The sequence below is a fragment of the Aeromicrobium sp. genome (assembly GCF_049586495.1).
Classification (GTDB): Bacteria; Actinomycetota; Actinomycetes; order Propionibacteriales; family Nocardioidaceae; genus Aeromicrobium.
Genome location: NZ_JBAVCB010000126.1, coordinates 25,363 through 47,421, shown reverse-complemented (window position 1 = coordinate 47,421; position 22,059 = coordinate 25,363). Strand labels below are relative to the sequence as shown.

Sequence of the window (22,059 nt, the reverse complement as noted above, 5' to 3'; positions counted from 1 at the left end):
CATCTTCTGAGACACGTCCTCAGAGACCGCAGTACTGACCGAAGAATCTGAACATCGCAGATCGGCGTTCAGCGCCTATCTGCAAGTAGAACGACGAGTTGTCGGGCAGACCCGGCGCCTTGACCTGCACGGGGATGAGCGTGCCGACCTTGTCCTCGCCCAGGGCGTGCGGGTCGCACCGGGCCGGGATGACCTTCATGACCAGATCGAACGGATCCCCGGTCACGGGAAGGTCGATCTGATCGTCGGAGCCGTCGGCCTGCGCGAACAACACAGTCGAGTCGAAGCCACGCAGCACGACGTCATCGCGACCTCCGGTCGGTCTGACCCGGATCGGCAGACTCAACACCGAGTTCCGGCCTGCCCCGCTCACCGTCACGTCACCGAGCGTCAGGTCAGCCGCTTGCGCCAAGGTCAGCTCGGCACAGTCACGGTCCAGAAACGAGGTGGCCGCGCCGTAGACGTCGTCGGGACGCAGGGTCGAGCGCAGTCGTTGGTCGCCGATCGAGTAATCGATCGTGACCTGGGCGTCGATCCCCTCTCCGCAGCCGCCGCGGGGCATCTGGAACTCCAGGTCCGCCTCGTAGCCCGCGCCCACGTCCTCTGGACCGGTCCAGGACACCGCCTCGAAGCGCGGCGACGTGAGGCGGAAGGACGCGACGGTGAGCTGTTGGTCGGTGTCGTTGTGCACGCGCAGGAAGACGAGGCGCGTCTTGCGCAGCACCCGCGACTGATCGATGTCCACCACGATGCCGTCCGGCGCAGGCTGCACCAGGACCTCCCCGCTGCAGGCCGTGAGTGAACCCGCCAGGAGCACCAGCACCGGGAGCCACCATCGAGCCATGAGCTCATCATGCCGTGGCGTCTGGGTCCTCGAAGACAGATACGAGCATCGGCTCGATCATCGCGACGAATCGTTCTGGGGTGGCCGCTGGATTGGTGGTCTGGCGGATGCCCACCCCGATCGAGTAATCAACCGTGGTCTCGGCGATGACCTCGATGGCGTCATCGGTCAGCATCCCGGGCGGCACGAGCCTGCCGATGATGTGGGCGATCTGTGCCACGGCGTGCTGCTGGCGGGTCACCTGCGCAGCGGCCAGCCTGCTGTCGCCGATCGAGTCCAGCAGCAGCTCGAGCTCGAACCGGATCCACCCGGACTCAGCCGCCGAACGGGCCCAGGTCCTGGCCTGCCGGACCAGCAGGTGCCGCTCGGATGCGGTCAGGTGATCACCCAGCAAGGCGATCTGCTCCTCCTGCAGCTCGGTCGCCACCTGCATCGCCAGATCGGCCTTGCTTCCGAACCCCGAATACACGATGCCGGTGGTGAAGCCGGCAGCATGCGCGATCGAAGCCACAGACGTTGCGACGTAGCCATCGCGCAGGAATGCCGCGCGGGCGACGTCCAGCAGCACCCGTCGATTGCGGTCCTGCACCTCAGAACGGGTCAGGCGCACCATGCGACCCACCTTAGTGGTCGTGGACTCACGGCAACCCCGCAGCGACAACCAGCTCGCGGCTGGCCGCCGTGGGATTCTCCGCCATGCGCTGGTGGATCCTTCGGCCCACTGCCAAGATCGAGACCTGAGGCACCCGACGTCATACAGTCACACCTAGGTAGCTCACACAGAAAGCAGACCCGATGACCCAGAAGCAGTCGATCCTCGGACGAATTGCCCAGCTGACGAAGGCCAACATCAACTCCCTCCTGGACAAGGCCGAGGATCCCGAGAAGATGCTCGACCAGCTGGTGCGCGACTACACCAGCTCGATCGCCGATGCCGAGGAGGCGGTCGCCCAGACGATCGGCAACCTGCGGATGGCCGAGGCCGATCACGTCGAGGACGTACGCGCCGCCAAGGAGTGGGGCACCAAGGCCCTCGCCGCCTCGCAGAAGGCCGACTCGCTGCGCACCTCGGGCCAGACCACCGAGGCCGACAAGTTCGACAGTCTCGCCAAGGTCGCTCTGAGCAAGCAGATCGGCTACGAGAACGAGGCCAAGTCAGCTGCGCCCCAGATCGCCGCGCAGAACGAGGTCGTCGAGAAGCTGAAGACCGGCCTCGTGCAGATGAAGGGCAAGCTCGGCGAGCTGCAGTCCAAGCGCGACCAGCTCGTGGCGCGCCAGAAGACCGCCGAGGCCCAGGCCCAGGTGCAACAGGCGGTCAAGTCGATCGACGTGCTCGACCCGACCAGCGAGGTCTCGCGCTTTGAGGACAAGGTCCGACGCGTCGAGGCCCAGGTGGCCGGTCAGACCGAGCTCGCGGCGTCTAGCCTCGACTCACAGTTCGACGAGCTCGAGGCCGACAGCGATGCTGCCGAGGTCGAAGCACGTCTGTCCGAGCTGAAGGGTGCTGCCACACCCGCCGTCGAAGCCCCGTCCGAACAGTAGGAGAACCCCATGGCCAAGATCAACCACTCCCTGAGCTACACCGGCGCCGATGTCGAGGCCGTCTACGGGCTCATCGCCAACCAGTCGTTCCGCACCGAGTCGTGCGAGCAACAGGGCTCTTCCGACATCACGGTGACTGTCGAGAAGTCAGGCGATGGCGACATCGTGACCGTCGTGCGCAAGCAGGATGCCGCCATGCCGGACTTCGTCAAGAAGCTCACCGGGGATACCGTCAAGATCAAGCAGACCGAGAAGTGGAGCGGCCCAGCCGCCGACGGCTCGCGCACCGCCGACGTCAAGGTCAGCATCATCGGTCAGCCGGCTGAGATGAACGGCACTGCCTCTTTGACCCCCGGCGCCGAGGGCACCGCGTTCGACCTGGTCGGCGACGTCAAGGTCTCCATCCCGTTCCTCGGCAAGAAGATCGAGCCTGAGGTCGCCAAGGCGATCATCGCCTCGCTCGATGAAGAGGTCGAGTACGGCTTGACCAAACTCTAGTCAGCGCGCCTCGCGGGCGCGCACCAGCTCGATGACAGCGGCGATCTCCTGCGTGCCGAACCACGCAAGGGCGCCGCTGTCGTCGATGTCGACGTGCAGCGCCTCGACGTCATCGAGATCGACAGGTCCATCGGGGTCCGACACCTCGGCAACGACAACACATCCGGCTTCCTCGCCCGCAGCCTCCAAGGCGCCGAGCTCGTCCTCCTCGTCGGTGGACACCGCGAGAAAGCCTTCAACCTGGATGGCTCCGCCGGCGACGAGCCGCCGCAGCTCAGCCGATCCGGCCGGTAGATACACCCTCACATCAGGCTCCTCACGACTTGGACGGCCGCTGGCGGCCCCGCGGGGCGCGCGTGGTGCGGGACGAGACGGAATCAACCAGCTCGGCCAGTGCATCCTCGATGCACTGGGCCAGAACGTCGACGTCGGGTACTGCATCACGGTCCGCGACGATGCCGAAGAACACCTTGCTCCGATACGACGTGACGCCGATCGACAGTGCTCGGTAACCGCTCAGCGGCACACACGGGTACACCTCGGACACTGCCTCGCCAGCCATGTAGACCGGATCCTGTGGACCGGGCACGTTGGTGATGACGATCTGGTGTCCCCGGCCGGCTTCAGCATCTGCGACGCGAGCGCCCACGGCGTGGAATGTCGAGGTCGCGAATCCCGGCAGATTGGCCAGCGTGTTGGCGGCCACGGCCGAGCCGGTCTCGCGGTGGTCCTTCAGCGCATAGGACACCTGGTGCAACCGGACCACCGGGTTCGTCTCCCCTACCGGCAACGACAGGAGGTGACCGCGCACCGTGGATCCGAGCGACGTGGGATGGCCCTCGTCCGATGCCACGGACATGGGCACCATGGCGCGGAAGCTGGTCTTGGCCGTGACGGGTTCGGCGCGCGTGAGCATCCAGCCCCGGATACCGCCCGCGATCGAGGCCAGAATGACGTCGTTGACCGTGCCGCCGTGCTCCTCGCGAACCGAACGGAAGGCGTCGAGGTCGGCGGCCAAGGTCGCGAAGCGGCGGTGTCGGGAGAGCTCGGTCGAGAGCACGGTGCGCGGGACGGAGGCGTCGGTACCAACCAGTGGCAGCCTGCGGGCGAGCCGACCGACGCTGTGCTCGGCCACCCGGAGCGCCTCAGCGGGGTGCTTCAGATTGTGTCGCAGCGTGCCGCCGACGAGTCCGGCCGTGTGGGGTGCCGGGCGCGGCCGCCACTCCTCGTGCGGGATGTCTCGCTCGCTGGCCGATTCCTCCAGCAACACCTGCGCAAGGTCGATGGTGTGCGAGCCATCGACCAGGGCTTGGTGTGCCTTGAACAGCAGGGCGAGCTGATTGCCCTGGTAGCCCTCGATCAGGTACAGCTCCCACAGCGCTCGGTCCAGGTCGAGCCGGCGGGCGATCAGGCGGCCCACCAGCTCGTGCAGCGCGTCCTGTCCGCCAGGACGCGGCAGCGCCGAACGTCGAACGTGCAGCGAGATGTCAAAGTTTTCGTCATCGAGCCACACCGGCGTACCGAGACCACCCGGCACGAACCGGGGGATCTGGCGATATCGCGGCACCAGATCGATGCGCTCATTGATCACGTGAACCAGTCGATCGTGGTCGAGCTTGGCGCCCGGCTCGAGGATCGCCAAGGATGCCACCTGCCGCGGCACCGTCGGGCTGTCCTGGTGCAGGAACATCGCGTCCAGAGGACTCAACCGTTGCATCGCACTCCTTGGTCTGTGCGACGAAGTTACCACCCGGTCACCCGCGCCCTGACTGGGCGGCGAGGCTTGAGGCGAAGGCCTCGACCCGCGCGACGAAGGGCGAGGACGGCGCCGCAGCACGTGGCGTCCTGCCAGCGAGGGCCGCGGCATCCCACACGACTTGGTCGAACGGCAGGTGCGCCTGAGGCGTGACTCCGGTGAGCCGCGCGAGCGTGGCGTCGACCTCACGGTCGGACCAGCCGAGCGTGCGGCGCGTCATGTTGACCAACACGCGGGGGGTTCGTCTGGCAGCCACTCCGGACAGGTCGTGCAGCGCTCGCACCAGCCGGGTGAGGCCCAGCGGTTCGGCTCGACCGACCACCACGATCTCGTCAGCGCGCTCCAGCACCGAGATCGTGGTCTGGTGCCGGGCCGTCGTGGCGGTCGACCCGGCCTCGATGCCATGACCGCAGTCGACGACCACGGCGTCGGACCTCTCGGCCAACCGGGCGAGCACGAGCTCGAAGGCGTTCGAACGAATCTGTGACCACATGTCGGCTCGCGGCAGACCGCTGAGCAACCGCAGGCGAGGCTCGACGATCTCGGCGTGCCGGTCGGCGTCCTCGACCCGGCCCTGGTTGGCGCCACGGCAGGCCGCGACCAGGCCCGATACGTCGCCGAGGACGCCCAACATCTGCGCCTGCGCACCTCCGTCGACGTCGGCATCGACCAGCACGGTGTCGGTCCCCCGCGCCGCCAGCGCTGACGCCACGGCGAGCGCGATCGAGCTACGACCCGGGGCCCCGGGCGGGCCCCACACGGCGATGAGTGGCGCCATCGCCGCCGGCTCCGACCGCACGGTCTGATCGAGGTCCGCCACCTGATCGAGGTCTTCGACTCCGAACGACCGTCCCAGACCGAGTCGCGCGGTCTGGTCGGTCGTGGCTTCCACAGCGACGACCCGGACGCCGGATCGCGAGAGTCGGTCGACGACGTCCAGGTCGAGTCCCGGCAGCTGGGCCGACACCAACGCCACCTGGGCGAGATCCGTGCCGATCACGGCGAGCAGGTCCGCCAGGTCGACACAGCGACGACTCAGCCGCAAGGCCGTGGATCGCTCGAGCTGGGCCAGCACCTGCGCCTCCCACGGCGCCCCACCCGCGGCAAGAACAACGTCCACTACGACACCCGGACGATCGTGACTCGGCCCGAAGCCACCGTCGTGACGACCTTCCCGGTCAATGCTGCGACTGGCACCTCGACCAGCAAGGTCCGCGCCAACGAGCCTCCGAGCGACTCTTCTGCGTCTGCACCTGAGCGCAGGACTCGCACGGGCCCCAGCACCCTGACCGACGGGCTCTGGGCCTCGTCCTGCGTGCCGGGCCCGACCCAGACCTCAACTCGGTCGCCGCGACTCAGGTCGTCGGGTGAGGCCCCCTCGATCACCGTGATCGGCAGCTGGCGCACCGCCTGGCTGTCGCGACGCGTGAGTGCGCTGGCATCAAGCAGCGATCCGGCCGAGACGTCGCGATCCCACTGCAGATCAGCCATCGCAGCCGGCAAGTTCTCGTCGACGCGCAGGTAGCGGTCAGCCGCGGCGCCGTCGAGTCGTACCGGGCTCGAGACCAGCTGATCAGAGCTGAGCGTCTCGCCGGCTCTGACGTCGCGCACGACGCTCCAGTATGCGGTGGTGTTGTCGTTCAGCGCGACCAGTCGGGCCCCGAGTGCGGTGGCGCCCAGCACCAGCAGCACCCCGAGCAGCAGTCGCGGATCCGTCCACGGCCTCACGTGTAGTCGGTCTGCTCGCACGCCCGACTCCCCGGCCCCCCGCCAGTTCTTCATGCCACGGTTCTACCGCGCGGGCGGCCTGTCGTCCAGTACCCATCGCCCGCTGTCCACAAGGCGACCGGATGGCTCGACGGGAGTGACACCGGCTCGTGCCAGACTGCTGCCATGCCAGCGACACCCCGATTTCTCACGCTTCCCGACGTCGCCGAGGTGCTCAACGTGACGGTGCGCCAGGTGTATGCGTTGGTGCGATCGGGCGACCTGCGCGGCATCCAGATCGGCGGTCGGGGCCAGTGGCGCATCGAGAACAGCGAGCTGGAGTGCTACATCGAGCGCCAGTACGCCCGCGCCAACGCCGCCCTCACCGAGGAGCAGGACTCACCGTCCTGAGGTGACCACGGAGATCGCGGACAGCGTCACGAGGCGAGGTGCCGCATCTCCGGCGACCAGTCGCACGAAGTCAGCACCCACGACCTCGATTGCGCCGTGGACGGCACGGCCGTCTTCCAGCACGACTCGCACCGGTTCTCCTCCGTCACGCAGTCGGCGCAGGGCTCGCGACCAACCGAGGGCCGCATCGATGCGGCTCGGTGGATCGGCGCGGCGCTCGGTCTTCAAAACCGATGTGACCGACCGGCCAGCGACCAGGTGATCGACCAGCGTGCCGCGCACCCGGACGAGGTGCTCGTTCACCGCAGCCATCTCGCCGGCGATCTGACCTGCCCCCCTGACCTCGAGCAGCACGTGTCCGCCCACCAGATCGCGCCACGACGTGCCGGCCCAGATCTCGTCGCGCAGATCGGCCGCCAGACCCTCCGTCTCAGCCTTCTGGATCTCGCTCACCTCGGCCTCGAGGTCGGCAAACAGCCGGTCCCACCGCATGTGACGCACGGTATCCCACAGCGATCGACCCGCATGCTTGACGTGTGCACAACGTCCTGAAATGGTGTCAAACGTCTTCAAACGTCTTCAAAGCATCGGGGGATGCATGAGGCTCACCGCCGCAGGACGACTCGCCGGCATCGCCGCCGTGCTGATGGTCGTCGCCACGGCCCCCGGCGCGAGAACCGCAGTCGCCCTGGTCCGCGGCGACGACTTTCCGGCCGCTGCGCGAGGCGCCGTCCACCTGGGTTCGCTCGGCGTGGCCTGCTGGGCCCTGCTCGTGATCCTCACCGGCCTGGCCCATCTGCCGGTGCCCGGAGCTTCGACGCGGGTGGGCGCCATGCTGTTCACGACCGTGATCGTCGCGGGTGTATCCAGCCCCGCCCAGGCAGAGTCCGCACGCGATCTCCAGGGTCTCATCCTGCCCGACCGGCCCATGATGGTCCGCGCCACGTCGACGGTCACCGTGAACCCAGGCGACACGCTGTGGGGCATCGCCGCCGATCACCTGCCCGACCACAGCTCGGCCGCCGACATCGCCAGCTCCTCCGCTCGCTGGTACGCCACCAACCGCCACGTCATCGGGCCCGACCCCGATCACATCGTCCCCGGGCAGGACCTCGCTCTCCCGCCCACGACCGACCCGGCCACTCACGATCAGGACGCACCATGAAGACTGCCCACGCGCTCGCCGCCGCTCGTCCCGCACCCTCCTGGGGATCCACCATCGAGGTCATCGACACCCAGATCCCGCTGCCGTTCCCCGGAATCGCTCCGGTGCTTCCCGTGCCGATCGAACGAGGCGACGCCGGGGCGTTGCGGCATCGATGTGCACGATTCATGCAGGCGCTGATCGAGGTGTTGTCGGGTGAGCGACCAGCTCGACAGATGGCGGCCTGGATGTCGCCCGATGTCTACACCGACCTGCAGCGTCGCCTGCATCTCAGCGCGCAAGCCGCCGTGGCTCGATCAGGTGGACGCAGCGCCGCTCGTCTGGTCAGCGTCCACGTGTCGATGGTCGACGACCAGGTCGCCGAGGTCGCGGCACGCATGGTGCACCGCAATCGCTCACGTGCGATCGCGGTGCGCCTCGAACCGCAGCCCACCCACCGCGGCGAGATGGTCTGGAGGTGTACCGCCCTGGAGTGGGCGTAGACGATTCTGTCCTGGAATGGGCGCAACCGCCCGCTCGCCAGGGAGCGTAGCGACCGTGAGGCCGAGGAACGAGGCCGAGGCGTCCCTCACCTCGAGGGCTCGCTGAAGCACTCGACCTCGCCACGCCTCGCTTCCGGGCGGCTTCGCCGCCTCGGTCTCAGCGGTTGTTCTTGCGTGACTTGCGCTGCTGGTTGGCCTTCTGGCGTGCCTTGTTCTTGGCGTTCGCCTGGCGTCGAGCCTCGATCTCGGCAGGGTCTCCCCCGTCGTCGTCGTGACCGGCGTGCACCTCGGGCTCACCATCCTCGCTGGGCGCCGAGTACGAGAGCTGCTGCTTCTTCTTCTCGCCACCCAGCCCCTTGGCGAGCAGCTGGGGCTCTGCGCCCACACCCTCGACCACGTTCGGGTCGGTCGGCGTGGCCTGCACCTGGACGTCGAGGTTGAACAAGAAGCCCACGGACTCCTCGGCGATGCCCTCCATCATGGCGTTGAAGAGCTCGAAGCCCTCGCGCTGGTACTCGATCAACGGGTCACGCTGGCTGTAGGCGCGCAGGCCGATGCCCTCCCGCAGATAGTCCATCTCGTACAGGTGCTCGCGCCACTTGCGGTCCAGGACACTCAGCACGACCTTGCGCTCCAATTCGCGCATCACGGTGGCACCGAGCTCCTCTTCGCGTCGGTCATAGCTCGCGGTCGCGTCAGCGGTCAACGCCGTGATCAGACCATCGCGCGACATGCCCGTCCGGCCTCCGGCCTCGGCCTCCGCGGCCTCGACGGTCAGCTGGACCGGGTAGAGGGTGCGCAGCGCGGTCCACAGGTTGTCCAGCTCCCACGTTTCGGGGAAGCCGTCCGTCGCGCCCGTGACGTAGGCGCGGATGACCTCGCCAATCATCTCCTCGACCCACACCCGCAGGTTGCGACCCTCGAGCACCTCACGGCGCTCGGTGTAGATGACCTCACGCTGACGGCTCATGACGTCGTCGTACTTCAGGATGTTCTTGCGGGCGTCGAAGTTCTGCGCCTCGACCTGCGACTGCGCCGAGGCGATGGCACCGGTGACCCGCTTGTTCTCGATCGGCACGTCGTCCGGGATCTTCATGGTCTGCAGCACCCAGTCGACCCAGTCTGCCTTGAACAGGCGCATCAGGTCGTCCTCGAGCGACAGATAGAAGCGCGAGACGCCGGGATCGCCCTGGCGGCCGGAGCGACCGCGGAGCTGGTTGTCGATGCGCCGCGACTCGTGCCGCTCGGTGCCAATGACGGCCAGCCCGCCCGCGGCGGTGACCTCGTCGTGCTCGGCAGCGACTTGGTCGGTCATCTGCTTCTGCGTGCCATTCCACGCCGCCTCGTAAGCCTCGGAATCCTCCAGTGGGTCGAGCCCCCGGCCGCGCAGCTCGGCGTCGGCGAGGAAGTCCACGCTGCCGCCCAGCATGATGTCGGTGCCACGACCGGCCATGTTGGTGGCCACCGTGACGGCGCCCTTGTGACCGGCCATCGCGACGATGGCCGCCTCGCGGTCGTGCTGCTTGGCGTTGAGCACCTCGTGCGGCACGCCGCGCTTGGTGAGAAGCTTTGAGAGCCGCTCGCTCTTCGCAACGCTCGTGGTGCCGACCAAGATGGGCTGGCCGTTGGCGTGGCGGTCGGCGATGTCATCGACGACGGCGTTGAACTTGGCTTCCTCGGTGCGATACACCAGATCCGGTTCGTCGGCGCGCGCAATGGGCCGGTTGGTCGGGATCGGCACCACGCCCAGCTTGTAGATCTTGTCGAACTCCGACGCCTCGGTCAGCGCGGTACCAGTCATGCCACCGAGCTTGTCGTAGAGCCGGAAGTAGTTCTGCAGCGTGATCGTGGCGAGGGTCTGGTACTCCTCACGGATGCGCACGCCCTCCTTGGCCTCGATCGCCTGGTGCAGGCCCTCGTTGTAGCGACGGCCCTCCAACATGCGGCCGGTGTGCTCGTCGACGATCAACACGTCACCGTCGATGACGACGTAGTCCTTGTCGTTCTTGAACAGCTCCTTGGCCTTGATGGCGTTGTTGAGGAAGCTGATCAGCGGCGTGTTGACGGTGTCGTAGAGATTGTCGATGCCGAGCTGGTCCTCGACGAGCGAGATGCCCTCCTCAGTCACGGCGATGGTGCGCTTCTTCTCGTCGACGTCGTAGTGGACCTCTGGCGACATGCGGCCGATGATGCGGGCGAATTCGCCGTACCACTTGACCTCGTCCTCCGTGGGTCCGGAGATGATCAACGGCGTGCGGGCCTCATCGATGAGGATCGAGTCGACCTCGTCGACGACGGCGTAGTGATGGCCACGCTGAACACATTCTGCGATGTCGTCGGCCATGTTGTCGCGCAGGTAGTCAAAGCCCAGCTCGTTGTTGGTGGCGTAGGTGATGTCGGCCAGATAGGCCTCGCGTCGCTGCGCCGGGCTCATGGTGGGCAGGATGATGCCGACGGTCAGGCCGAGGTACTGGTGCACGCGACCCATCCACTCCGCGTGATACTTCGCCAGGTAGTCATTGACCGTGACGATGTGGACGCCTTTGCCGCTGAGCGCGTTGAGGTAGGCCGGGAGCGTCGACACCAACGTCTTGCCCTCGCCGGTCTTCATCTCGGCGATGTTGCCCAGATGCAGCGCGGCTCCGCCCATGATCTGCACGTCGAAGTGGCGCTGGCCCAATACCCGCCAGGCCGCTTCTCGCACCGTGGCGAAGGCCTCGGGCATGAGGTCGTCGACGCTCTCGCCGGCGGCCAGCCGCTCGCGAAACTCCCCGGTCATGCCGCGCAGCTCGTCGTCCGAGATCGCGCGATAGTCCTCTTCGAGGGTGTTGACCTGATGGGCGACGGCCTCCAGCTGGCGCAGAATCTTGCCTTCGCCCATGCGGAGGAGCTTGTCGATGACTTTGGGCACTCGATGACTTCCTGAAGATGTGGGGGTGGAGCCTCGCCAGTCTAGCGACGCGCCAGAACAGACGTGAGTCCAGCGGCCAGGTCGCCCTTCGTCGGCGCCGACACGGTGTCCAGCCCGAGCCAATTGGCCATCAGGTGAAGCTCGTCGGCGAGATGGTCGGCGGTGTCGTCGGGTGCGTGTGACTCGGCCCAGGCGCCGTGCACGATCAGTCGGCGCTCGGACCGATCCGCCTTCAGATCCACCCGGGCCACGAGGCGATCGCCGAGGAGGAACGGCAGCACGTAGTACCCGTGCACCCGCTTGGCCTCGGGCACGTAGATCTCGATGCGGTAGCGGAAGTCGAAGAGCTTCTCGGTGCGCGTGCGCTCGAAGACGAGGGGGTCGAAGGGGCTGAGCAGGGCGCGGGCCCGCACCTGACGAGGCAGCACCGAGTCGCGATGTCGGTAGGCCGGGCGCTTCCACCCGGCGATGCTCACGGGCTCGAGCGTTCCGTCAGCGAGCAGCGCCTCGAGGGCATGCCGGCCCGGCTCCGGCGCCAGGCGGAAGTAGTCGTTGAAGCACTGCGCGGTTCCCACCCCGAGGGCACGGGCCGCGTGCTCGACCAGCGCCACATGCGCGGCGTCGTGGTCGAGCGCCGGCCGGGCCAGGACGTCGGCGGGGATCACCCGCTCGGGCAGGTCGTACTCGCGCTCGAACTGACTGTTGCGGCGTGCCGAGGTGATGCGCCCGACGTAGAACAGGTGCTCCAGTGCCACCTTGGCCTCGGACCAGTTCCAGCCCCAGCTGCTGCGATCGCGCTCGGTGTCGATCTCGATCTGCCGGGCCGTCACGGGCCCGCGCTCCACCACGTCGCGGTACACGCGTTCGACCAGCGCGGGATGGTCCCGCCCGATCCGTTGCATGCCGCCCCACATGCCGTGTCCAGATGCCATGCGGTGCTGCATCGCCGGCCAGAGCTGCACGTCCACCAGAGCCGCCACGTGCGCCCAGTACTCGAACAGTCGCCGCGGCGCGCGGCCGGCGGCGCGGTGCAGCAGATCGCGGTCGTACGCACCCTTCCGCGAGAACAGCGGCATGTAGTGGGCCCGCGCCAGCACGTTGACCGAATCGATCTGGAAGAAGCCCAGACGGCTGATCGTTTCGTTGAGATGGGCGGCGGCGACGGTGCGGCCATGAGCGCCGGGGCGCGGGCGGGTGAATCCTTGCGCGGCCAACGCGATCCTGCGGGCCTGGGTGACGGTGAGCGTCACGGCATGTCGTCAACCAGCTTGCTGCGGACGGCGAACATGGCCGCCTCCATGCGTGACTTCATCTGCAGCTTCTCCAAGATGTTGCGGATGTGGTTCTTGACCGTGTTCTCGCTGATGAACAGCTCCTCGGCGATCTCGCGGTTGCTCATGCCCCGGGCCACGTGGCGCAGGACGCCGAGCTCGCGGGGCGTGAGATTGGTGGCCGGAGCCGGGCTCTTGGACATCGTGACGAACTCATCGAGCAGCTTCGTGGCCATGCTCGGGCTGATCAGCGACTGGCCGGATGCCACCAGCCGGACGGCCTCGGCCACCTGGTCGTACGTGGAACCGTCCTTGAGCAGGTACCCCGACGCTCCGCTGCGAATGGACTCATAGAGGTCGGATTCCTCATCGCTGGCGGTGAGCATGATGATGCCGGTCGTGGGCGCGATCTCCTTGATCGCTGCACAGGTCTCGACGCCGCTGCGACCCGGCATGCGCACGTCGAGCAGCACGATGTCGAAGGGGTGGTCGGCTACGAGCTTGAGGGCAGTATCGCCGTCGTCGCACTCCTCCAGCTCGAGGTCGTCGTCGGCCCCGAGGACCATCTTGACGCCACGTCGGAAGAGTTCTTGGTCATCAACCAGGAGGACTCGGATGCTTCCAGAGACTGCAGACACATGGCGATCATGCCAGAGACTGCCTTTCTCAGCCGGTCGTGGCGTTCGACCGCACGGCGTGTCACTCACTCACGTCGAGGTGGATCACGCCGTAGTCGTATCCCTTGCGCAGATAGACCACGCTGGGCCGCATCGAATCCTTCTCCACGAACAAGAAGAAGTCGTGGCCGACCAGCTCCATCTCGTACAGCGCCTGGTCCAAGGTCATGGCCTGCGCCTCGTGCGTCTTCTCGCGCACGACCACGGGGCAGTCGCCCTCAGATTCGATACCCACGGGAATTGGTTCGTCCTCGGCTGGGGCACTGCCCTCCCCAAGCGATGCGACCGGCAAGTCTGCCGTCGCCGCAGCGAGCGACTGCGGGCTGTGCTTGCGCTGGTGCGTGCGCAGGCGGTCGTTGGTGCGACGCAGCCGAGACTCCAGCTTGTCGATCGCAGCGTCCAGTGCGGAGTGCTGGTCGGTGGACGCAGCCTCGGCGCGCACGGCCGGGCCGCCGGAGCGCAACGTCATCTCGACGCGCGCGGCGGTCTCGTGTTGACGAGGGTTCTTCTCATGCGTGACCTCGACCTCGACGCGGTGGATCTTCTGGCGGGCGTCGTACTTGTCGATCCGGTGAAGCTTCTCCTGGACGTGCTCTCGAAAACGCTCTGAGATCTCGCTGTTGCGACCGTTGACGACAATTTCCATGGGAACTCCCTCGGGTAGTGTCCGCGTTGTCACACGCGCCTCATGCCATGAGCCGACGGTAGCCCCGAAGCGGGGGATTAGCCAGTGGTACGCAGCCACGGTGTGGCGGCCACTGTGGCCGCACCGTGGACACCCCATCCCCGGACCGCGAGGGCACGCGCAGCCTCGGCCAGAGTCGACCCGGTGGTGACGATGTCATCGACCATCACCAGGGGTGTGTGGGCCGGCAGCCGCTGCCGATCCAGCGCGAAGGCGCCATGCAGATTGCGCGCCCGGTCACCGGCCCCCAGTCCGACCTGATCGACCGTGCGACGCGTTCGCCGGAGCACCGGATGCACCGTGACGCGGTGCCCGACTGCGTCGAGACGCGCGGCGGTTGCCCGGGCCAAGGAGAGCACGAGGTCGTCGCCGCGACGCCACCGCGCCACCCACGAGGTGGGTACGGGTATCAGCGCGATCTCGTCGTGGTCGGCCGCTGCAGCCGCGACGGCAGCGGCAAGGTGGTGGGCCAGAATCTCGGTGAGCGGAAATCTGCCCCGTTCCTTCCAGTCGACGACGACCCGGCGCAAGACTCCGCTGTGGTGGCCGGCCGCCATGATCGGCAGGTGGTGGGCCGCCTCAACCGTGGTGACCGCGCGGGGATCGGGGCGCATGATTCGCGCGCACCGTGCACACACCGCGAGGGCGGGATGCCCGCAGCCGGGACATGCAGCGCCCACCAACAGATCGGCTGCTGCCACGAGCGTGCGCACCACACCATCGTGGGGGGCGCCTCCCTGTCGTCGTGGCGGGCAGCGCCGCCTGTGGACGATCAGCGGCTGTTGCCCAGACTGCGGATGGGGTCGGCGTCGACCAGCTGCCAGTTGCCGCTTGGTCGCAGGTACCACAACCGGCCGCGCGGATCCGTGGCGTACGTCGAGGCGCCCGGCCCGGATCCGACGACCAGACCGGAGATGTCAGCCGCAGGAAGCAACGCACCGCCGGTGGCCGAAGCGCCGGACCCGTCGATCAGGGCGGTCTGCATCTGGATGCCGGTGTCGGTCTCCGCCAAGAAGCTGACCCGCACGTCGTCGGACCACACAGCTGAGCTGGGTCCCACAGCATTGCCGCCGATCCGGCGAGGGGTCGACAGGCCCGTGGACGCCCCCTTGGCGTCCCGAACCACCCGCCCGACGCGGACCGAGGCGTCGTCACCTGTTCCCACCGTGATGACGTAGCGGGCCGCCTCCGGCGAGATGTCGAGGCTGCGGACGTTCAATCCCTTCAGAGACGAAGCGTCGAGGGTCGTCGTACCCGAGCCCACGACCCGGATTCGCGTCCCCGAGGCGGGTCGGTCGACCAGCCAGATCTGCCCGTCCACGTCCGAGACGGGATCGATGAACGAGGTGCCCTCGACAGTTCGCTCGTTGCCGCCATCGAGTGCGGCGATGCGAACCGACGCGCGATTGCCGGCCACCAGGGCGATCCGCTGGTCGGTCATGGCCACCGCTGTGGCTCCGTCGGCATCCGCGCCCCACCGGCGGGCGATCGGCGCGATGTCGGCGCCGTCCACCTCGACGACACTGTTGTCCATCAGCGCGCGCACCGTTCCCTCGCCCTGCCCGACACCGAATTCCCCCCAGCTGGAGACCGGCTGCTCGGCGACGCTGCGGGGGCGGACGGGGCTCGACCCCACCGAGATGCGGACCCGGCTGACATCGGGAACCTGGCGCAGCGTCCACACGACCTGCGCCGAGAGGTGCTCGACATCGGTTGACTGACGCGATCCCGCCGTGAAGCCCACGTCGGCAACGCCTCCCTCCACCGGCACCGTGGCTCGTAGGTCGTCCAGAGACGGCACGAAGGTCCGCACCTGCTGTGACTCGTCGCCTCGTGCCAACGCCGTGATCAGCGCGGCAGCGAGACCGTCCTCGACCAGCACGTGGACCGGCTGCGGGACGAGGCGCCGAGCCGGTCGGTCGAAGAAGTACAGGCTGAACGGCCGAAAGTAGTCCTCGAAGAATCTTGCCGTGACCATCAGCCCCGGCTGGGGGTTGGTGATGCGCCACTGACCGTCGACTTTCTCGAGGCGGTAGTCGACGCTCGTTCGGCCACTGGCCGTTTGATAGCGACCTTGGGTGTCCAGGCGTCCCTTCTCCGCCGCGTCGACCGCCACCTTGGTCGTCTCGCCGACGTCCGCCCGAGACCGCCCGTCCTGGGGTGGCGTGGCGTACTGCGCGTCCGCATAGATGGTCACGCCGCTTTGGCGCTCCCAGGAATCGGCTGCGGCTGGCGTCAGGAACGCCGCCGCGGTACGGGTCGACGACGGATAGGCCAGCATCGCGTCGAGATACCCGCGCACCACCTCACCGGGTGACGCCCCGTTCGTGGGCAGTGCTGGCGAGTACCGCACCGTGCTCTGGCCGAAGCCGGAGTCCTCGACCACCTCGGTGACCGGCCCCGAGGTGGGGATGGCGGCGCATCCGGCCATCACCATCAGTCCGGCGACTGCACCTGCAAGGCCTCTCGCTGCGCCTCGGGCGGTCATGGCGCCAGCTCCGAGACGAGGGCGGGCACCGAGGTCTCGCCCATGTGCTTGGGGATCGTCAAGATGAATTCGGTCCCCTGCCCCAGCTGCCCCCACACCTGCAGGGTGCCGCCGTGCAGGGCGGCGTCTTCACGGGCGATCGGCAGCCCGAGCCCGGTGCCGCCCTGCACGCGAGCAGGATCGGCCCGCCAGAAGCGGTCGAAGACGCGCTGAGTCTCATCACTGTCGAGGCCGACACCGAAATCTCGCACCGACAACGAGGCGCCGCTGTCGTTCTGCGCGACCGTCACCGACACCGTGGCCGACTTGCTGTACTTCGCGGCATTGGCGAGCAGATTGCGCACGATCCGGTCGATGCGGCGCGGATCAGCCAGCACTGGTGCCGCCACGCCGCCGTCCTCGACCATCACCTCGATGCCGGCGCGCTGCAGCATCGGATCGTCGGCGCAGCTGCGAGCCACCTCGGCCAGGTCCACGGTCTCCAGTTCGAGCTGCGCTGCGCCCGCATCGAATCGGCTGAGGTCGAGCAGATCGGACAGCAGCGACTCGAAGCGGTCGAGCTCCCCCTTGAGCAGCTCGGCAGATCTGGCGGTCTGCGGGTCGAAGGCCGTGCGGGCGTCGAACAACACCTCACTGGCCATCTGCACCGTGGTCAGCGGGGTGCGCAGTTCGTGGGACACGTCAGACACGAATCGTTGTTGCAGCCGCGACAGGTTCTCGAGTCGACGGATCTGGCTCTGCAGATTGGTGGCCATCTGGTTGAACGACGTGCTCAGTCGTGCGATGTCATCTTCGCCGCGCACGTGCATGCGCTGTTCCAGGTTGCCGCTGGCGAAGCGCTCGGCGATCCGACGGGCCAGCCGGACCGGGTCGAGCACCTGGCGTGACACCAGCCACGCGACGCCACCCACCATCAGCACCATCGACAACCCACCGAGTAGCAGGGCGTTGCGCATCAAGGTGAGCGTCGACTGCTGATCCTGCATGGAGAACAGGTAGAACAGCGCGTAGGTGTCGCCGGTGCCGGGCGCGCGGAGCTGACGTCCCACGACGACGACGGGCTCGCGGTCAGAGGTGTCGCTCAGTGACAGGTCGGAGAACTGCCAATAGGTGCCGTCTCGGGTCTGCACCCGATCGACCAGTGCGGTCGGCAAGGTGGTGGCCGAGACCGCCGACGACGAGCGCACCGGCCCGAGCGCATCGTCACTGGACAACGGGCCCTTCAGCAACAGCTCGTAGGTGCGCGTGGTGCCTCTGGCCGCGGTGAGGGAGTCGACCATCTGGGTCAGGGCTTCGGACTGCGGTGCCGCCTCGGTGTCGACCGCCGAGTCGAGCTGGTCCTGCGCGTACTGGAAGCCCGATTTCGCTTCGGCGACGGCGACGTCGCGGCGGCTCTCGGCCAGTTCCGACGCCACGTCGCGCAGCAGCGCCCATCCAGTGAATCCGATCGCCAGGGCGCTCAGGACGATCGTGCTGGTGACGACCCGGGTCTGCAGGGACCGGCGCCACAGCCCCCTCATGACCCGCTGCTCACGGTGAGGGCGCTATGGCCTGATACCCGACGCCGCGCACGGTGCGGATGATCTGTGGGTCGTCAGCGTCGTCCTCGATCTTGGAGCGCAGACGGGTCATGTGCACATTGACCAGCTTGGTGTCGCCCGGGTGGTGATAGCCCCACACCTTCTGCAGCAGCACCTCACGGGTGAACACCTGGCTGGGGTCGCTCAGGAGGCACGCCAGCAGATCGAACTCCAGCGGTGTCAGATCGAGGGACTCGCCGTTGCGCGTGACGGTGTGGCCCGCTGGATCCAGCACGATCTCGCCGAACTCGAGGGTCTCGGCAAGCGCGTCGGCGCGCCGTAGGCGTGCTCGGATGCGAGCCACCAGCTCGGTGTTCTTGAAAGGCTTGGTGATGTAGTCGTCGGCCCCGGCCTCGAGGCCAGCCACGACATCAGGTGTGTCGGCCTTGGCCGTGAGCATGATGATCGGGACCGCCGAGGTCGCCCGGATCTGACGACACACGCTCATGCCGTCGAGTCCGGGCAACATCAGGTCCAGCAGCACGACATCGGGTCGGAACGCGGTGAACTCGGCCATGACCTGGTCACCTGATCGGCACACCGAGGTGGTCAACCCCTCGCCGGCCAGGACGATGGTCATCATCTCGGCCAGCGAGGCGTCATCGTCGACGACGAGGACGCGGTCGCGCTTGCTGCGATAGCTCATGGTGGCTCAGTAGCGGTAGAGATCCGACTTGTACGGACCGGCCACGTCGACGCCGAGGTACTCGGCCTGCTCCTTGGTGAGCTCGGTCAGCTCGACGCCGAGAGCGTCGAGGTGCAGTCGGGCGACCTCTTCGTCGAGGTGCTTGGGCAGCACGTGAACCCCCAGCTCGTACTCGTCGGCCTTGGTGAAGAGCTCGATCTGGGCGAGGACCTGGTTGGTGAACGAGTTCGACATGACGAACGACGGGTGGCCCGTGGCGTTGCCGAGGTTGAGCAGGCGACCCTCGGACAGCACGATGACCTTCTTGCCGTCCTCGAAGATCCACTGGTGGACCTGGGGCTTGATCTCGTCCTTGACGATGCCGGGGATCTTGGCCAGACCGGCCATGTTGATCTCGTTGTCGAAGTGACCGATGTTGCCCACGATGGCCTGGTGCTTCATCTTCTGGAAATGCTCGACCGTGATGATGTCGAAGTTGCCGGTCGTGGTGATGAAGATGTCGGCGGTCTCGATGACCGACTCGAGGCGCTTGACCTCGTAGCCGTCCATGGCTGCCTGCAGAGCGCAGATAGGGTCGATCTCGGTCACGATGACGCGGGCGCCCTGACCGCGCAACGACTCCGCCGAGCCCTTGCCGACATCGCCGTAACCACACACGACGGCGACCTTGCCGCCGATCATGACGTCGGTGGCGCGGTTCAGTCCGTCGATCAGCGAGTGGCGGCAGCCGTACTTGTTGTCGAACTTGCTCTTGGTGACCGAGTCGTTGACGTTGATGGCCGGGAAGAGCAGCGTGCCCTCACGGAAACGGTCGTACAGACGCAGCACACCGGTGGTGGTCTCCTCAGAGACTCCCTTGATGTCCTGGGCGATGTTCGTCCAGTGCTGCGGCTTGTTGGCGACCGATCGGGTCAGGACACGCAGCACCTCCTTGAACTCCTCGTTGTCGGTGCTGTCCTGCGGCGGGACGGTGCCGGTCTTTTCGTACTCCACACCAAGGTGCAGCAGCATCGTGATGTCGCCGCCGTCGTCCAGCAGCACGTTGGGGCCGCCCTCGGCGAAGTCGAACACCTTCTCGGCCTCGTCCCAGTACTCGGCCAGCGACTCACCCTTCCAGGCGAAGACAGGGGTGCCCTGCGGGTCGTCCTGAGTGCCGTCGCGGCCCACCACGACCGCCGCAGCGGCGTGATCCTGGGTGGAGAAGATGTTGCACGTCGCCCAGCGCACGTCGGCACCGAGATCCACCAGGGTCTCGATGAGCACCGCGGTCTGGATGGTCATGTGCAGCGATCCGGCGATGCGAGCGCCGGTGAGCGGCTTCTTCGCGCCGTACTGCTCACGCATGGCCATGAGGCCGGGCATCTCGTGCTCGGCAAGCTCGATTTCCTTGCGGCCGTACTCGGCGAGGGAGAGGTCAGCGACGTTGTAATCCATGGAATCCACTGTACCGGGGGGCTTCATGCGGGTGCGAATCGAAAGGGTGTGACGTCAGCCGAGGGTGCGGGCCTCGTCGACCAGCATCACGGGAATGTCGCCGCGCACCGGGTAAGCCAGGGCACACGCGCTGCACACCAGCTCCGATGCGTCGTCGTCGACCGCAAGCGTGGCTCGGCACTGCGGACACACGAGGATCTCCAGGAGGGCCGGGTCAAGGTTCATGCCGTTCATCCTAGTCACCGCGGATCAAGCCGAGAACCTCATCGCGGACGCGTTCCATCGTGGGCTGGTCGTCGGCCTCCACGTTGAGGCGCAACAGGGGTTCGGTGTTGGACGAGCGGACGTTGAACCACCACGTGTCCGCTGTGACGGTGAGCCCGTCGAGGCGATCGATCGGCCGCGCTCGATAGTGGTCGGCCAGCTTCGCCAGGGTTCCGACCGCGTCGTGCACCGTGCTGTTGATCTCGCCCGACGCCGGATATCGGTCGTACGCAGCCATCATCTCGCTAATGGTCCCGTCGGTCTCACACAGGGCGGCCATGACGTGCAGGGCGGCGATCATGCCGGAGTCGGCGAGGAAGAAGTCCTTGAAGTAGAAGTGCCCGGAGTGCTCGCCGCCGAACACGGCGCCGGTGCGCGCCATCTCGGCCTTGATCAGGGAGTGTCCCACCGGCGTGCGCACCGCAGTACCGCCATGCTCTGCCACGACCTCGGAGACGGCGCGCGAACAGATGACGTTGTGCAAGATGGTGGCGCCTGGGTGGTCGGCGAGGGCTCGCGCGGCGATCAGTCCGGTGATTGCCGAGGGCGACACCACCTGGCCGAGCTCGTCGACCACGAAGCAGCGATCCGCGTCACCGTCGAAGGCCAGTCCGAGGTCGGCGCCGGTGGAGAGCACGCGGCTCTGCAGGTCGACCAACGTGGAGTGATCGAGCGGATTGGCGTCGTGATGCGGGAAGGTGCCGTCAAGCTCGAAGTACATCGGATCCAGATCGACGTCGAGGCTCGCGAACACCGAGGGCACGGTGTGGCCCGCCATGCCGTTGCCGGCATCCGCCACGACCGACAGCCGTCGACCGGCTCGGATTGGCACGATCTGGTGCAGGTACTCCGCATACCGGGACAGCCCGTCGCGTGACTCGATGGCGCCGAGCACGGGAGGGTCCGGGGCGACGCGCTCGAGCAGCTTGGAGGCGGCGACCGCGATGGCTGACAGCCCGGTGTCGAAGCCGATCGGCTTGGCGCCGGCCCGGCACAGCTTGATGCCGTTGTACTCGGCAGGATTGTGACTGGCCGTGATCATGACGCCCGGCACGTCCAGATCGCCGGACATGAAGTAGAGCAGGTCGGTGGACGCCAGACCGATCTCGATGACGTCGGCGCCGCGGGAGCGCACCCCGTCGGAGAACGCCGCCACGAGCCCCGGCGACGTGGATCGCATGTCGTGGCCGATGACGACCGAGCCAGTGCCGCTGACCCCGACCTCGTCGGCGAATGCCTCACCCAGGGCTCGCGCGACCCGAGGATCAAGCTGTTCGGGCGAAAGCCCTCGCACGTCGTAGGCCTTGACGATCTCCGACAGCCGGGGACTGATCATCCATCCCCTCGAACCACGCGCAGCATGGGTCGTTCACCGGTCGGCACGAGAGGCGCGGTGCGGCCGGCCTCCCGCACCGCGTCGGCCAGAGCCAGCAGATCGTCGTGGGTGGGTTCGGCTGCCGCGGGATCTGGTGCCAGGCGCAGGACGTTCCACCCCTGGGGTGCCGACATGCGCTGCGTGTGATCGCCGCAGAGGTCGTAGGTGTGCGGTTCGGCGTAGGTGGCCAGCGGACCGAGCACAGCGGTCTGGTCGGCGTAGACATACGTCAACGTCGCCACCGCTCGCTGGGAGCACCCCGATCGCGTGCACCGTCTCGCCTCACCCACGTGGTGAGGGTAGACCAAGACGTGACCGCGCGG

General features: G+C 67.3%; 24 protein-coding genes. 5 read left to right on the top strand and 19 right to left on the bottom strand.

Annotated features, from left to right (window positions below):
- Nucleotides 1–19: 19 nt before the first annotated feature.
- Both WB508_RS06875 and WB508_RS06870 read right to left on the bottom strand, forming a co-directional pair.
- Nucleotides 20–844 carry a hypothetical protein gene (locus WB508_RS06875; protein ID WP_423844140.1) on the bottom strand — a complete coding sequence of 275 codons (825 nt, stop codon included), beginning with the start codon at nt 842–844 and terminating at the stop codon, nt 20–22.
- 7 nt (nt 845–851) lie between these two features.
- Nucleotides 852–1,457: a TetR/AcrR family transcriptional regulator gene (locus tag WB508_RS06870; RefSeq protein ID WP_423844139.1), complete on the bottom strand. Its 606-nt coding sequence runs from the start codon at nt 1,455–1,457 to the stop codon at nt 852–854.
- Between the two features lie 182 nt (nt 1,458–1,639).
- Here WB508_RS06870 and WB508_RS06865 point away from each other — a divergent pair, with 182 nt between their 5' ends.
- Entirely contained in the window at nt 1,640–2,386 is a 747-nt protein-coding gene (locus WB508_RS06865; protein ID WP_423844138.1) for a PspA/IM30 family protein, read from the top strand.
- 9 nt (nt 2,387–2,395) lie between these two features.
- A complete protein-coding gene (locus WB508_RS06860) occupies nt 2,396–2,884 on the top strand; it encodes a DUF2505 domain-containing protein (protein ID WP_423844137.1) in 489 nt (162 codons plus the stop codon).
- Here the strand turns inward: WB508_RS06860 and WB508_RS06855 are convergent, their stop codons facing one another.
- The 4 genes from WB508_RS06855 to WB508_RS06840 are packed head-to-tail and all read right to left on the bottom strand — an operon-like array spanning nt 2,885 to nt 6,368.
- The gene (locus WB508_RS06855; RefSeq protein ID WP_423844136.1) at nt 2,885–3,190 is read right to left on the bottom strand and encodes a hypothetical protein; all 306 of its coding nucleotides are present in this window, start codon (nt 3,188–3,190) and stop codon (nt 2,885–2,887) included.
- 10 nt (nt 3,191–3,200) lie between these two features.
- Nucleotides 3,201–4,601 (bottom strand): WS/DGAT/MGAT family O-acyltransferase, encoded by a 1,401-nt coding sequence (locus tag WB508_RS06850; RefSeq protein WP_423844135.1) that lies wholly within the window; start codon nt 4,599–4,601, stop codon nt 3,201–3,203.
- A 37-nt stretch (nt 4,602–4,638) separates the two neighbouring features.
- Nucleotides 4,639–5,760, bottom strand: a complete 1,122-nt coding sequence (locus tag WB508_RS06845) for an AAA family ATPase (protein ID WP_423844134.1) — start codon at nt 5,758–5,760, stop codon at nt 4,639–4,641.
- A complete protein-coding gene (locus WB508_RS06840) occupies nt 5,760–6,368 on the bottom strand; it encodes a hypothetical protein (protein ID WP_423844133.1) in 609 nt (202 codons plus the stop codon). The genes WB508_RS06845 and WB508_RS06840 overlap by 1 nt, the downstream gene beginning before the upstream one ends.
- 165 nt (nt 6,369–6,533) lie before the next feature.
- Between WB508_RS06840 and WB508_RS06835 the strand changes: the two genes are divergently transcribed.
- Entirely contained in the window at nt 6,534–6,758 is a 225-nt protein-coding gene (locus tag WB508_RS06835) for a helix-turn-helix domain-containing protein (RefSeq protein WP_423844132.1), read from the top strand.
- Here WB508_RS06835 and WB508_RS06830 read toward each other — a convergent pair.
- A complete protein-coding gene (locus WB508_RS06830; protein WP_423844131.1) occupies nt 6,747–7,250 on the bottom strand; it encodes a hypothetical protein in 504 nt (167 codons plus the stop codon). The genes WB508_RS06835 and WB508_RS06830 overlap by 12 nt on opposite strands.
- A 106-nt stretch (nt 7,251–7,356) precedes the next feature.
- Between WB508_RS06830 and WB508_RS06825 the strand changes: the two genes are divergently transcribed.
- Both WB508_RS06825 and WB508_RS06820 read left to right on the top strand, forming a co-directional pair.
- On the top strand, nt 7,357–7,923 hold the full coding sequence (locus WB508_RS06825) for a LysM peptidoglycan-binding domain-containing protein (RefSeq protein WP_423844130.1): 567 nt from the start codon (nt 7,357–7,359) through the stop codon (nt 7,921–7,923).
- A complete protein-coding gene (locus WB508_RS06820; RefSeq protein ID WP_423844129.1) occupies nt 7,920–8,405 on the top strand; it encodes an Rv3235 family protein in 486 nt (161 codons plus the stop codon). Before WB508_RS06825 ends, WB508_RS06820 begins: the two co-directional genes overlap by 4 nt.
- Before the next feature lie 157 nt (nt 8,406–8,562).
- On the opposite strand, the gene secA is transcribed toward WB508_RS06820, so the two are convergent.
- From secA to WB508_RS06760, 12 genes are all read right to left on the bottom strand, one after another.
- Nucleotides 8,563–11,304: a preprotein translocase subunit SecA gene (secA, locus tag WB508_RS06815; protein WP_423844141.1), complete on the bottom strand. Its 2,742-nt coding sequence runs from the start codon at nt 11,302–11,304 to the stop codon at nt 8,563–8,565.
- Between the two features lie 53 nt (nt 11,305–11,357).
- Nucleotides 11,358–12,566, bottom strand: a complete 1,209-nt coding sequence (locus tag WB508_RS06810; protein ID WP_423844128.1) for a winged helix-turn-helix domain-containing protein — start codon at nt 12,564–12,566, stop codon at nt 11,358–11,360.
- Complete coding sequence (locus WB508_RS06805; RefSeq protein WP_423844127.1) at nt 12,563–13,225, bottom strand: response regulator; 663 nt, start codon at nt 13,223–13,225, stop codon at nt 12,563–12,565. Before WB508_RS06805 ends, WB508_RS06810 begins: the two co-directional genes overlap by 4 nt.
- A 61-nt stretch (nt 13,226–13,286) precedes the next feature.
- A complete protein-coding gene (hpf, locus tag WB508_RS06800) occupies nt 13,287–13,910 on the bottom strand; it encodes a ribosome hibernation-promoting factor, HPF/YfiA family (RefSeq protein WP_423844126.1) in 624 nt (207 codons plus the stop codon).
- A gap of 77 nt (nt 13,911–13,987) precedes the next feature.
- Complete coding sequence (locus tag WB508_RS06795; protein ID WP_423844125.1) at nt 13,988–14,662, bottom strand: ComF family protein; 675 nt, start codon at nt 14,660–14,662, stop codon at nt 13,988–13,990.
- 59 nt (nt 14,663–14,721) lie between these two features.
- Nucleotides 14,722–16,437, bottom strand: coding sequence for a GerMN domain-containing protein (locus WB508_RS06790; protein WP_423844124.1), 1,716 nt, complete (start codon nt 16,435–16,437; stop codon nt 14,722–14,724).
- Nucleotides 16,434–17,957, bottom strand: coding sequence for an MtrAB system histidine kinase MtrB (gene mtrB, locus WB508_RS06785; protein ID WP_423844123.1), 1,524 nt, complete (start codon nt 17,955–17,957; stop codon nt 16,434–16,436). The genes WB508_RS06790 and mtrB overlap by 4 nt, the downstream gene beginning before the upstream one ends.
- Nucleotides 17,958–17,967: 10 nt before the next feature.
- The gene (mtrA, locus tag WB508_RS06780) at nt 17,968–18,663 is read right to left on the bottom strand and encodes an MtrAB system response regulator MtrA (RefSeq protein WP_423844122.1); all 696 of its coding nucleotides are present in this window, start codon (nt 18,661–18,663) and stop codon (nt 17,968–17,970) included.
- Between the two features lie 6 nt (nt 18,664–18,669).
- Entirely contained in the window at nt 18,670–20,097 is a 1,428-nt protein-coding gene (gene ahcY / locus WB508_RS06775) for an adenosylhomocysteinase (protein WP_423844121.1), read from the bottom strand.
- A 54-nt stretch (nt 20,098–20,151) separates the two neighbouring features.
- The gene (locus tag WB508_RS06770) at nt 20,152–20,322 is read right to left on the bottom strand and encodes a Trm112 family protein (RefSeq protein ID WP_423844120.1); all 171 of its coding nucleotides are present in this window, start codon (nt 20,320–20,322) and stop codon (nt 20,152–20,154) included.
- Between the two features lie 10 nt (nt 20,323–20,332).
- Nucleotides 20,333–21,697, bottom strand: a complete 1,365-nt coding sequence (locus WB508_RS06765; RefSeq protein WP_423844119.1) for a phosphomannomutase/phosphoglucomutase — start codon at nt 21,695–21,697, stop codon at nt 20,333–20,335.
- Nucleotides 21,694–22,026 (bottom strand): DUF3499 domain-containing protein, encoded by a 333-nt coding sequence (locus WB508_RS06760; RefSeq protein ID WP_423844118.1) that lies wholly within the window; start codon nt 22,024–22,026, stop codon nt 21,694–21,696. The genes WB508_RS06765 and WB508_RS06760 overlap by 4 nt, the downstream gene beginning before the upstream one ends.
- Between the last annotated feature and the right edge of the window lie 33 nt (nt 22,027–22,059).

What these genes read in the sequence shown, in the direction of transcription:
- WB508_RS06875 (WP_423844140.1), bottom strand. Translation starts at nt 844, where the DNA reads ATGGCTCGATGGTGGCTCCCGGTGCTGGTGCTCCTGGCGGGTTCACTC.
- WB508_RS06870 (WP_423844139.1), bottom strand. Translation starts at nt 1,457, where the DNA reads ATGGTGCGCCTGACCCGTTCTGAGGTGCAGGACCGCAATCGACGGGTG.
- WB508_RS06865 (WP_423844138.1), top strand. Translation starts at nt 1,640, where the DNA reads ATGACCCAGAAGCAGTCGATCCTCGGACGAATTGCCCAGCTGACGAAG.
- WB508_RS06860 (WP_423844137.1), top strand. Translation starts at nt 2,396, where the DNA reads ATGGCCAAGATCAACCACTCCCTGAGCTACACCGGCGCCGATGTCGAG.
- WB508_RS06850 (WP_423844135.1), bottom strand. Translation starts at nt 4,601, where the DNA reads ATGCAACGGTTGAGTCCTCTGGACGCGATGTTCCTGCACCAGGACAGC.
- WB508_RS06835 (WP_423844132.1), top strand. Translation starts at nt 6,534, where the DNA reads ATGCCAGCGACACCCCGATTTCTCACGCTTCCCGACGTCGCCGAGGTG.
- WB508_RS06830 (WP_423844131.1), bottom strand. Translation starts at nt 7,250, where the DNA reads ATGCGGTGGGACCGGCTGTTTGCCGACCTCGAGGCCGAGGTGAGCGAG.
- WB508_RS06825 (WP_423844130.1), top strand. Translation starts at nt 7,357, where the DNA reads ATGAGGCTCACCGCCGCAGGACGACTCGCCGGCATCGCCGCCGTGCTG.
- WB508_RS06820 (WP_423844129.1), top strand. Translation starts at nt 7,920, where the DNA reads ATGAAGACTGCCCACGCGCTCGCCGCCGCTCGTCCCGCACCCTCCTGG.
- hpf (WP_423844126.1), bottom strand. Translation starts at nt 13,910, where the DNA reads ATGGAAATTGTCGTCAACGGTCGCAACAGCGAGATCTCAGAGCGTTTT.
- WB508_RS06790 (WP_423844124.1), bottom strand. Translation starts at nt 16,437, where the DNA reads ATGACCGCCCGAGGCGCAGCGAGAGGCCTTGCAGGTGCAGTCGCCGGA.
- mtrB (WP_423844123.1), bottom strand. Translation starts at nt 17,957, where the DNA reads ATGAGGGGGCTGTGGCGCCGGTCCCTGCAGACCCGGGTCGTCACCAGC.
- mtrA (WP_423844122.1), bottom strand. Translation starts at nt 18,663, where the DNA reads ATGAGCTATCGCAGCAAGCGCGACCGCGTCCTCGTCGTCGACGATGAC.
- ahcY (WP_423844121.1), bottom strand. Translation starts at nt 20,097, where the DNA reads ATGGATTACAACGTCGCTGACCTCTCCCTCGCCGAGTACGGCCGCAAG.
- WB508_RS06770 (WP_423844120.1), bottom strand. Translation starts at nt 20,322, where the DNA reads ATGAACCTTGACCCGGCCCTCCTGGAGATCCTCGTGTGTCCGCAGTGC.
- WB508_RS06765 (WP_423844119.1), bottom strand. Translation starts at nt 21,697, where the DNA reads ATGATCAGTCCCCGGCTGTCGGAGATCGTCAAGGCCTACGACGTGCGA.